This window comes from Microbispora sp. GKU 823, from assembly GCF_002027145.1.
GTDB classification, from domain to species: domain Bacteria; phylum Actinomycetota; class Actinomycetes; order Streptosporangiales; family Streptosporangiaceae; genus Microbispora; species Microbispora siamensis.
Map to the genome: position 1 here is coordinate 1 of NZ_MWJN01000180.1, position 8,479 is coordinate 8,479.

The following is an 8,479-nucleotide window of genomic DNA, read 5'->3' on the forward strand; positions in this document are numbered from 1 at the left end:
GCCAGCCAACTCCGGGTCGAGGCATGCCCCATGCTGCCTGGCCTGCCCCGCCACCATGCACCCGCCCCACCCGATCAGCAAGAGCACACGTGATCCGATCCCCGCGCGAACATCAACTCCTCGGCCTCAGCCAGGCAAATGTCCACATCATCCGGCAACGGCGCCAACGCCAACTCCTGCGCCGACTCACGAAGAGAACCCACCAACACCCACGACGACCGGGCCCGACCCTGACCGGCACCGGGCGCGTCGTCGCTGGTGTCCTGGCTCGCATGCTCGCGGGCGGCCGATCCCTCGGACGACCACAACGGGGAACCGGAGGTCAACCGGTCCCACCAGCCGTCAGAGCCATCGGAGCAGCTATCAGAGCTATTCGAAAGACGAAGGCGCTCAGGACCAGAGTCGAACAGATCCATGGCACCTCCTCGCTAGATTCGAAAACTTGTATGAATTCTTTCACCTGCTCCTTACCTCCAGCAACCGCGAGAAGCGAATAGTTGGAGCAGCAGGTCAACCTGAAAAGGGGGCAAAGGGGTCATTCAGAAGGCGGCGACGGGCGCGCGCGGGCGTTCCGCGCGGCGGGGCGGCGGGTTCGACGGCTGCCAAGGCGCGATCGAGCAGGCCGCCCGGCCGAGCATCTGGCGCGATTGCGGGCGATCGAGCCGGTCGGGGGTGGATGGGGGACCGCTCGTCCCGCTGCGGCAGGTCGAAGGGCCCTGCCACGGCCGGGCCATGCCGGGCCGTGACAGAGCCGCACCGGGCCACGGGCCGGGCCACGATGGCGATTTCCGCAGCGGCGGAGGACGCCGCGCTACGGGCCTTCACCTGCGGCGATGCCGGCGGTTCCGGCGTAGCCGCTGGACACTTCGGAGGCGAATTCCGAAAAAGGTGGTTTCCGTTCTCCCATCGGCGGTAGCCCAGTAAGGGACCGACCAAGCGAGAGACAAGGAGAAGCACGTGATCACTCACGAGCAGATCCCCATGGTGCTCGACAACCCGGTCCACGACCTCAACGGCGACAAGATCGGCGAGGTCGCGCAGGTCTTCCTCGACGACGCGACGGGACGGCCGAAGTGGCTCTGCGTCAAGACCGGACTTCTCCACACCAAGGAGACCTTCGTCCCGGTGCACGACGCGGGCCTGACGGCCGGCCATGTCGAGGTCCCGTACGAAAAGGAGCACGTCAAGAACGCGCCCGACGTGGACCTGGACGCCGACGGGCACCTGTCCGCCGAGCAGGAGCGTGAGCTCTACCGTCACTACGACATGGACTGGGATGCCGCCTGGGAACGGGCGAACCGGCCCGACAGCCTCACCGGCTGGGCCGACAGCACCGGGCGGCGTGAACGTGAACGCCTGGGGATCGGCGTCGACGATCCCGGCGAATACGCGGACTACGCCGTGACCCGCGGCGGGGAGCGGTACGGCACCGACGACCCGGCGCTCGGCTCCAGGGACCGGCTGGACGCCGAGATCCCCGGTACGCGCCCTGGTGAGCCGCTGGCGCGGCGGGACCCCGAGACCCGATCCGAGGAACTGTTCGGCAGCGGCGATCCCTCGCGGACGTCGAGCGAGCGGTACGGCACCGAGGACCCTGCGGCCCGGTCACGGGAACGGTTCGGCACCGGCGACCCGATGACGAACGCCGGCGACCGGTTCGTCACCGACCCGGACGCGCGTGATCGGGACATCCGTAGCCGGGACAGCCGAGACATTCCCGACCCGGACGAGCCGTGCCTGTAACCGGGAAGAACCCGAAAGAACCCGGAAGCAGCTCGTCACCAGCCCCGTTGCCCCGGTGCGCCTCCGCCGCCGGGGCAACGGCGTGCCCGGCCGCATTCAGTCGTCGTCGATGACCTCGCCGTGCACAACGCGGCCACGGCCGGCACCGTCGAAGCCCGCACCGTCAGCCCGGCCGAACCCTCCCGTACGGTCGAAGAGCGGCGCGTACGGCGAGCGGGCGGCGAGCGACCGCACGCGGCGGCCGAGGAACCAGGTCAGCCAGCGCCGGGCGCTCGGCCGGGTGAACGGCAGGATCATGAAGAATCCGAACACGTCGGTCAGGAAACCGGGGGCGAGCAGGAGAGTGCCGCCGGCGACGATCATCGCTCCGTCGGCGAGTTCCCGGTCGGGCATGCGCCCCGACTCGATGGCCGTGCGCAGCGCCGCCCACGCCCGCCGCCCCTCACGGCGCACGAGCCAGGCGCCGAGGATGCTGTCGGCGATGAGCAGGGCGACCGTCTCCCACCCGCCGATAACGGACCCCACCTGGATCAGAAACCAGATCTCCAGGACGGGAACCAGGAGGAACCCGAGGAACAGCCCGATCCGCAGCACCATGTCTTGCCCCACTCACCCCGGCACTCGTACGTCTGCGTCAACGTCCTCGCGGCCGCTGGGGTTCCTGTGGATCGTGCCTATCGCCTCGGGCGAAACCGATCACCGAACCCGGTGACCCCCCAGACGGCGATGCGCCAGAAGGCCTCAAAGATGATCTTCCGGCTCATCTTGCTGCTGCCCACGGTGCGCTCGACGAACGTGATCGGTATCTCGGTCACCCGCAGGCCCTGCCGTACGGTGCGGAGCGTGAGGTCCACCTGGAAGCAGTAGCCCTGCGACTCGACGTCGTCCAGCCCGATCTTCTCCAGGGTGGCCGCGCGGTAGGCCCGGAAGCCCGCCGTGGCGTCGCGCACCGGGATGCCGAGCACCAGCCGGACGTAGGTGTTGGCCCCCCGGGACAGCAGCTCGCGCGAGAACGGCCAGTTGACGGTCCTGCCGCCGGGCACCCACCGGGAGCCGATCGACAGGTCGGCGCCGTCGGTCACCGCGTCGAGCAGCTTGTGCAGCTCCTCGGGCTGGTGGGAGCCGTCGGCGTCCATCTCCACCAGCACGTCGTAGCCCTCGGCCAGGCCCCACCGGAATCCGGCGATGTAGGCGGCGCCCAGCCCCTGCTTGCTCGTCCTGTGCAGGACGTGGACGTGGTCGTCCGCCTCGGCCAGCTCGTCGGCGATCCGGCCGGTGCCGTCGGGGCTGTTGTCGTCGGCCACGAGCAGGTGCACGTCGGGCAGCGCCTCACGCAGCCGCCGCGTGATCAACGGGAGGTTCTCCCTCTCGTTGTACGTGGGGACGATCACGAGCACCCGCCCTGGGGTCCGCTCCATCAGGTTCTCCTCCGCCCAGAGATGGCCGCCACCGTCGCTCCGGCTCCCATGAGTACCATGATCCACTCCGGCAGCGCACCTACCTCCGCCGCCACCGTGTTCTTCGTCCTGACGGGGACGTCCAGGACGTTCACCCCCGCCACCAGCTCGCCGGTACGCCATCCGACCCGGCCGTCGGGCCCGACGTACGCGGAGATCCCCGTGGTCGCCGCGGTGACCACCGCACGGTTGAACTCCACCGCGCGCAGCTGCGACATCGCGAGCTGCTGCGGCGGCAGGTTGGTGAGCGCGTAGCTGGCGTTGTTGGTCTGCACCACCAGCGGCGTGCCACCGGCCAGCACCGTGTCGCGGACCGTGCTGTCGAACGCCACCTCGTAGCACTCCACGGTGCCGATCGTCACCGGCCCCATCCGCAGCGCTCCCGGCTTGTCGCCGGGGACCGACTGCCGGCCGACGAGCTGGGCCCGCGACGACAACGCCAGGAACAGGTCCTTCATCGGGGTGTACTCGCCGAACGGCACCAGCCGCCGCTTGTCGTAGTACGCGCCGGGACCGGTGACCGGGTCCCAGACGACGCCGCGGGTGGCCCGGTTCTCGGTGCCGATCTTGACCACCGCGCCGACGAGAATCGGCACGCCGATGTCCTTGGCGGCGGAGTCGATCACCTGCCGGGCGTACGCGCTGGTGTAAGGATCGATGTCGGTGGAGTTCTCCGGCCACACCACGATGTCGGGCCGCTGGAGTTTGCCTGCGCGCACGGCCTCGGCCATCCGGTGCGTCTCGTCCGCGTGGTTGCGCAGCACGACGGCGGGCTCGTCGCCGAGGAAGTACATCCCCCGCCCAGGGACGTTGCCCTGGATGACACCGATCCGCACTGTCCTGCCCTCGTCGCCGGGCCGGGGCACGACCAGCCCCAGCACCGGTACGGCTATCGCGGCGAGGAGCGTTCCGGCAACCACCCGGTCGGCCCGCCACCTCGGCGGACGCCGTGTGACCAGGGCGGCGAGCAGGGCCCCGGTGAGGGCGACCGTGAAACTTACAAGCGGGGCGCCGCCCAGCGCGGCGAAGCCGGTGTACGGCGACTCGCCCTGGCTGAAGGCCAGCCGCGCCCAGGGGAAGCCCCCGACGGGGAACAGGCCACGGGCCCACTCCTGCACGACCCACAGGCAGGCCACCCACAGCGGCCACAGGCGCAGCCGCATGACGAGGACGGCCACACAGGCCAGCCCGGCCCAGAACAGGCTCTCGATGCCCGACAGGGCCAGCCAGGCGTCGTCCCCGATCGGGCGGACCCAGGCCAGGGTCGGCAGGAGGAACGCCAGCCCCCCGGCGTACCCGATCCACACCGCCCGGCGCGGCCCGGTGCCGTACAACGCGAGGGCGAGCAGCGCCACGCCGACAGGCGCGCAGAACCACCAGCCGATCGGCGGGAAGGCGAGGTAGAGCACCAGGCCGCCCGCGACGGAGGCGGCGAGGCGGACCAGCACGCCCGGCACTCGCGGCTTCGGCGCCGCGGCGGCGGGCGGTGCCGCGTCCTGCGCCGTCTTCAGTGCCACGGGACAGTCTCTCCTCGCGTGTCGATGGGCCTGACGCCAAAAATCATTCCAGGTCAGAGTCGCAGACGGCGGCGCAGGCCGCCAAACCGGCCTCAGCCACTGTACGGCGGCCGTGAGGGCGGCGAGGAGGAGACGAGGAGGAGTGAGGAAGGGAAGAAGGCCCGGGCGGCCCTTCGGACCGGTTCCGTCCCGTCGGCGGCGGGCGCGGAGCTCCGTTGTCTACTGGGTGCCCGGGCCCCTCCTGGGTCCAACCCCCCGGCCGGATGGGGTGCCCCGCCTCGGCGGGACGCCGCCCTGCGCCTGGTGTGCTGACGGTGTCACGCTCCGTCATCGACGCAGAGGTCGGCGGCGCCATAGAGCGGCCAACCGGTCAGTCCCGTGCTGGACTGCGCAGCAAACTACCGACCTCAGCGCAGATGTCAACCGCGTCCCGATCAGCGGAAATACCACATTTCCGCAGGTAGGAGCGGTGCCCGTTCAGCACCGTTCCAGTCAGCGCCGTTCCAGACCGTTGAGTACCTCGGGCAGTTCCTCCGTGTGAACGACGCCGAGGCGGCTCGTGGCCCTGGTGAGGGCGACGTAGAGGTCGCTCGGGCCGCGCGGCGACTCCCGCAGGATCCGGCCGGGTTCGACCACGATCACCGAGTCGAACTCAAGCCCCTTGGCCTCGGTCACCGACAGCACCGCCACGGGCGCGTCCAGCGCGGCCGGGCCGGGCCCGGTGGCCGCGTCGGGCACGGCGGCCCTGACGATCGCCCCGATCTCCTCGATCATCCCGGCCGGGGCGATGACCACGAGGCGGCCCTCGCCGACGACCTCGGCCGCGACCACGGGGCCCGCCTCCGCGAGGGTGGCGACCCGCAGGGCCCACGGCCGCTCGCCCGTCTCCCGCACCGACTCCGGCGCCTTCAGGTCGGAGCCGACCAGTTCGAGCACGCGGGCGGCGACCTCCATCAGCTCGGCGGGGGTGCGGTAGTTGACGCTGAGGTGCTCCTCCCGCCAGCGGCCCGCGACGTACGGATCCAGGACGCGGGCCCAGCTCGCCGCGCCCGCGGCCGACCCGGTCTGCGCGATGTCACCGACGATCGTCATCGACCGGCCGGGAATGCGCCGCATGACCATCCGCCAGGCCATCTCGGACAGCTCCTGGGCCTCGTCCACGATCACGTGGCCGAAGGCCCACGTGCGGTCCCTGGCGGCCCGCTCGGCCGTGGTGAGATAGGTCTCCTCGGCCTGCTGCCGTTCGGCGAAGCGCTCGGCGTCCATGATGTCGGCCAGGCCGGTCAGCTCCAGCACCTCGCGGGCGTAGGCGATGCGCTCCTCGCGCTCCTGCTCGGCCCGGCGCGCCGCCCGCAGCACCCCTTCGTCGATGTCCCCCAGCAGTTCGGCGGCCTCGTCGAGCAGCGGCACGTCGGCCGCGCTCCACCAGTTCTCCCCCTGCTTGGGCGGCTCGCGCAGCAGCAGGTCACGCTCCGGCGCGCCCAGCCCGGCCGCCGCCATCCGGTCGCGGTCGGTGAACAGGCCGATCAGCAGCTGCTGCGGCGTCAGGTAGGGCCACAGCCGGTTGAGGGCCACCCGCACCGGCTCCTCGGTACGCAGGTCCTCGCGCAGGTCGGCGAAGTCGGCGTCGTCGAGATTGCCGCGGCCCAGGTGCCGGGCGGCCTGCCGGGTGAGCGCGGTCAGCAGGTGCCGGATGAAGACGGCCCTGGCCTGGTTGTGCGGTCGGCGCGAGCGGCCGGCCTTCGACCGGGCCGCCTCCAGCGTCTGCCGGTCGAGCTTCAGCGTGAACTTGTCGAGCTTGATCTCCACGGGCGTGCGCGGCATCCGCTGGCGCTCCCGTACGGCCCGCGTGATCACGTCGGCCATCGCGATCCGGCCCTTGACCGCGGCGGCCTCGGGCGGCTCCTCCCGGGTCGCGGTGACGCCCGGGTACAGCTCGCCCACGGTGGACAGCAGCACGTCGGTCTCACCGAGGGACGGCAGCACCTGCTCGATATAACGCATGAAGGTCGGGTTGGGCCCGAGGATCAGCACACCCCGGCGTTCCAGCCGCTCGCGGTAGGTGTAGAGGAGGTAGGCCGCGCGGTGCAGGGCCACCACGGTCTTGCCGGTGCCGGGGCCGCCCTGGACGACGAGCACGCCGTTCAGGTCGCTTCGGATGATCTTGTCCTGCTCGGCCTGGATGGTGGCCACGATGTCGCGCATGCGGCCGGTGCGCTTCTCGCCGAGCGCGGCCAGCAGCGCCGCCTCGCCGTTGAGCGAGGCCCGGTCGGCGTCGGTGAGGCTGTCGAGGTCGAGCAGGTCGTCGTCGATGGCGGTGACCCTGCGCCCCCGCGTGTGCAGGTGACGCCGCCGGGTGACGCCCATCGGGGCGGCCGGGGTGGCCCGGTAGAACGGCTGCGCCACGGGGGCCCGCCAGTCGATCAGCAACCGGTGCTGGTCGTCGTCCGACAGGCCGATGCGGCCGATGTACAGCCGCTCGCCCTCCGCGTGGTCGAGCCGGCCGAAGCACAGGCCGTTCTCCACCGCCCACAGACGGGCCAGCCGCTGGGTGTACATGACGGCGAAGTTGTCGCGCTCCGAGCGGTTCTGGTGAGTGCCGAAGGCCCCCTGGGCCAGCACGGCGTCGAGCTGCCCGCGCGTGCGCTCCCGCAGCACGTCGAGGCGCTCGTACAACGCGGCGACGTACTTCTGCTCCCGGGCCAGCTCGCCCGTCGAAGACTCTGGCATAGGCCGCCAGATTCTACGTGCCGCACCGCCCTTCTCCCGCATCGGGCACGGCGACGATCACCGGCGCGGTCACCGATGCGGTCACAGATGGATCTCGGCGCGGATCACGCTCTTGACGGCGATCGAGCCCGTTCGTACGGTCGCAGCAAAAGTTAGGAAACTTTCCTAACCCGCTTCGTGGGAGAACGTATGACCCGGCCCATCGCGGGGACGCCGAGCCTGCTGCGCGCGATCAACGACCGCGCCGCGCTGATGGTCCTGCTCGAACGCGGCCCGCTGACCCGGCCCGAGCTGGGGGCGCTCACCGGCCTGTCCAAGCCGACCGCATCCCAGCTGCTGGCCCGGCTCCAGGAGGCCGGCCTGGTGGTCCTGGACGGCATCCGCGAGGGCCTGCCGGGCCGTACGGCCGAGCTGTACCGGATCAACCCCCGCGCGGCGCACGTGGCGGCGCTGGACGTCACGCCGGCGCGGATCGCCGTGGCGGTCGCCGACGTCACCGGCGCGGTCGTCGCCGAGCACCGGCTGGCCACCCCAGGGCGCACCGGCGGCGACGTGGTGGAGCGGGTCCGGGCCGCCCTCGCGGGGGCGTGCGGCCCGGCCGGGCTCGACCCGACGGAGCTGAGCCGGGTGGTCGTCGGCATCGGCGGCGCCGTCGATCCCTCGACGGGCAGGCTCGGCTACGCCGCCCACATTCCGGGCTGGCACATCCCCGACCTGATCGGGACCCTCCGCGACGGGATCGGCGTGCCGATCGACGTGGAGAACGACGTCAACCTCGTCGCCCAGGCCGAACGGTCCAGGGGCAGCGCCCGGGGCCACCAGGACTACGTGCTGCTGTGGGCCGACGAGGGCATCGGCGCGGCCCTCGTCATCGGCGGCCGCCTCCACCGCGGGGCCACCGGCGGCGCGGGCGAGGTCGGCTACATGCCCGTGGTCGGCGCCCCCACCGCGCGGGACGTCGGCAGGCGGGCCAACCACGGGTTCCAGGCGCTGTCGGGCGGCCCGGCCGTGCTCGCGCTCCTGCGGGCGCAC

The 8,479-nt window shown here is 71.6% G+C and carries 7 protein-coding genes; 2 read left to right on the plus strand and 5 right to left on the minus strand.

Annotation, left to right across the window (positions count from 1 at the left end; genetic code table 11):
* Nucleotides 1-74: 74 nt before the first annotated feature.
* Nucleotides 75-416, minus strand: coding sequence for a hypothetical protein (locus B1L11_RS46255; protein ID WP_143737970.1), 342 nt, complete (start codon nucleotides 414-416; stop codon nucleotides 75-77).
* Between the two features lie 541 nt (nucleotides 417-957).
* Here B1L11_RS46255 and B1L11_RS43165 point away from each other — a divergent pair.
* Nucleotides 958-1,743 (plus strand): PRC-barrel domain-containing protein, encoded by a 786-nt coding sequence (locus B1L11_RS43165; RefSeq protein ID WP_079320936.1) that lies wholly within the window; start codon nucleotides 958-960, stop codon nucleotides 1,741-1,743.
* A gap of 96 nt (nucleotides 1,744-1,839) precedes the next feature.
* Here the strand turns inward: B1L11_RS43165 and B1L11_RS43170 are convergent, their stop codons facing one another.
* The 4 genes from B1L11_RS43170 to B1L11_RS43185 form a co-directional block, all read right to left on the minus strand.
* Nucleotides 1,840-2,340 carry an FxsA family protein gene (locus tag B1L11_RS43170; protein ID WP_079320937.1) on the minus strand — a complete coding sequence of 167 codons (501 nt, stop codon included), beginning with the start codon at nucleotides 2,338-2,340 and terminating at the stop codon, nucleotides 1,840-1,842.
* Between the two features lie 77 nt (nucleotides 2,341-2,417).
* Nucleotides 2,418-3,161 (minus strand): polyprenol monophosphomannose synthase, encoded by a 744-nt coding sequence (locus B1L11_RS43175; RefSeq protein ID WP_079320938.1) that lies wholly within the window; start codon nucleotides 3,159-3,161, stop codon nucleotides 2,418-2,420.
* Complete coding sequence (gene lnt, locus B1L11_RS43180; protein ID WP_256863405.1) at nucleotides 3,161-4,717, minus strand: apolipoprotein N-acyltransferase; 1,557 nt, start codon at nucleotides 4,715-4,717, stop codon at nucleotides 3,161-3,163. The genes B1L11_RS43175 and lnt overlap by 1 nt, the downstream gene beginning before the upstream one ends.
* A 492-nt stretch (nucleotides 4,718-5,209) precedes the next feature.
* Nucleotides 5,210-7,447 carry a PhoH family protein gene (locus B1L11_RS43185; RefSeq protein WP_079320939.1) on the minus strand — a complete coding sequence of 746 codons (2,238 nt, stop codon included), beginning with the start codon at nucleotides 7,445-7,447 and terminating at the stop codon, nucleotides 5,210-5,212.
* Nucleotides 7,448-7,636: 189 nt separating this feature from the next.
* Between B1L11_RS43185 and B1L11_RS43190 the strand changes: the two genes are divergently transcribed.
* The coding region (locus B1L11_RS43190) for an ROK family transcriptional regulator (protein ID WP_079320940.1) at nucleotides 7,637-8,479 on the plus strand (843 nt) is incomplete at its 3' end.